This is a genomic window from Streptomyces sp. NPDC001732 (assembly GCF_053596315.1).
Genome location: NZ_JBSFFY010000203.1, coordinates 1 through 1,403 on the forward strand (window position 1 = coordinate 1; position 1,403 = coordinate 1,403).

Genomic DNA, 1,403 nt, shown 5'->3' on the forward strand with positions numbered 1-1,403 from the left:
CATCGCCCGCCTGCACAACCTCGTCCTGGCCGGGTAACGCAGAAACCAGCAGGCCACCAGCCACGTCAGAGATCATTTACGGGACAACTCTTAGGTGATAACTACGAGCAAGAGTCCCGTCAGCCCCGCCCCGCCAGGAAGGGAGGCTCTGACCTGGGCTTTTGCTGCGGGTCTGAGCTCGGGTCTGAAAGGCAGGAGCAGAGCTCGGTCCCGCTCCGCCCCCGCCCTCGGGAGGCCCCCACCAGGCCCGCGAGTAAGGGCACCTGCCGCCCGGCCGGAAAACTGCCTTGCCCCGCCGAGGCAAGGCACTGTGATGCCCGGGCGAAACGTTTGGGACGTACGGGCCCCTTGCTGAGGGGGCGGCTCCCCAATCGAGGCTTGAGTCCCGCCAAAAAAGAGCAGGTCAGGGCACCCTTCGCCGAAGCAACGGGGCTGACGGGACTCATTTTTACGGTTACGACTGGCAGCTCCGGCCAGCCGGAGCTGCCAGTTCCGCGAGGGATCCGGCCCCGATACTGGTGGGCTCGCGTATTCAACTGTCGCGAGTACCGTTGCTGAGAGTCGCTGCAGTGTGGAAGCCCGTCTCCTGACGCGGCACCCCGCCGCGCAGTTCGACGCGACGGGCAAGGCCGCCCCCGCCGGATTCCTGTGCTCCCCGGGCGCCCGGCTCCGAGCAGGCCCGGGTGAGCCACCGCACACAGTTCCGCGGATGGTTGGTCCGCAAGCTGCGGACCAACCGGCCCTGCCTTCTCATCTCCGCCCCCGACCGTTCATCCCTCTGACTGAGCAAGGAAACCCATGTCACAGCAGTTACACACTCCCGAACAGCGTTTCCTCGCCGCGAAGCGGGACCTCGGTCTCCCGGTCATCGTCGCCATCTGCGGCTCCACCCGCTTCAGCACGCTGGATCGTGGTGAGCGAGCGGTTGATCCTGCTGGCGAGTTCCCGGCGCGTCAGGCCGCGCCGGGAACGGGCTTCGCGCAGCTCGCGGGCGAGTCGGCCGACGCCGTTGTTGGGATCGTCGATCGGCGCCATCGGGCGCCCCCGTCGAGCCGGCACTGTGTTACCCCTGGGCCGGGGCCAGCAGGACGCGTCCCGCCTTGCGGAGCACTGCGGCAGGCAGGCCGGTCCGGGTGCAGCGGATCAGCAGTACGCCGAGCAGCCCGGAGCTGCCGAGCACGGTGGCCGCCTCTTGCAGCGGGATGTCGCGGGTGGTCGCGAGCATCGTCATCACGATGATGACGGCGCTTTCTCCTGAGCCGAGCCGGGGGCGGATGCCGGCGGTACAGGCCATTGCAGATCGGTGGGAGGACATGGAAGCCCCTTTCTGACTCACGCCGGTGCGGCGTGTACGAACTTTGGTAACTGGCTCCAACCAGGACCGCGGGCGGTTGGCTCCGCCG

2 protein-coding genes are annotated in these 1,403 nt (G+C 68.0%); both read right to left on the reverse strand.

Annotation, left to right across the window (positions count from 1 at the left end):
- Positions 1-810: 810 nt before the first annotated feature.
- Positions 811-1,035, reverse strand: coding sequence for a helix-turn-helix domain-containing protein (locus ACWCXX_RS41390; protein WP_451136493.1), 225 nt, complete (start codon positions 1,033-1,035; stop codon positions 811-813).
- A 28-nt stretch (positions 1,036-1,063) separates the two neighbouring features.
- A complete protein-coding gene (locus ACWCXX_RS41395) occupies positions 1,064-1,294 on the reverse strand; it encodes a hypothetical protein (protein WP_451136495.1) in 231 nt (76 codons plus the stop codon).
- Positions 1,295-1,403 lie beyond the last annotated feature (109 nt).

What these genes read in the sequence shown, in the direction of transcription:
- ACWCXX_RS41390 (WP_451136493.1), bottom strand. Translation starts at nt 1,035, where the DNA reads ATGGCGCCGATCGACGATCCCAACAACGGCGTCGGCCGACTCGCCCGC.
- ACWCXX_RS41395 (WP_451136495.1), bottom strand. Translation starts at nt 1,294, where the DNA reads ATGGCCTGTACCGCCGGCATCCGCCCCCGGCTCGGCTCAGGAGAAAGC.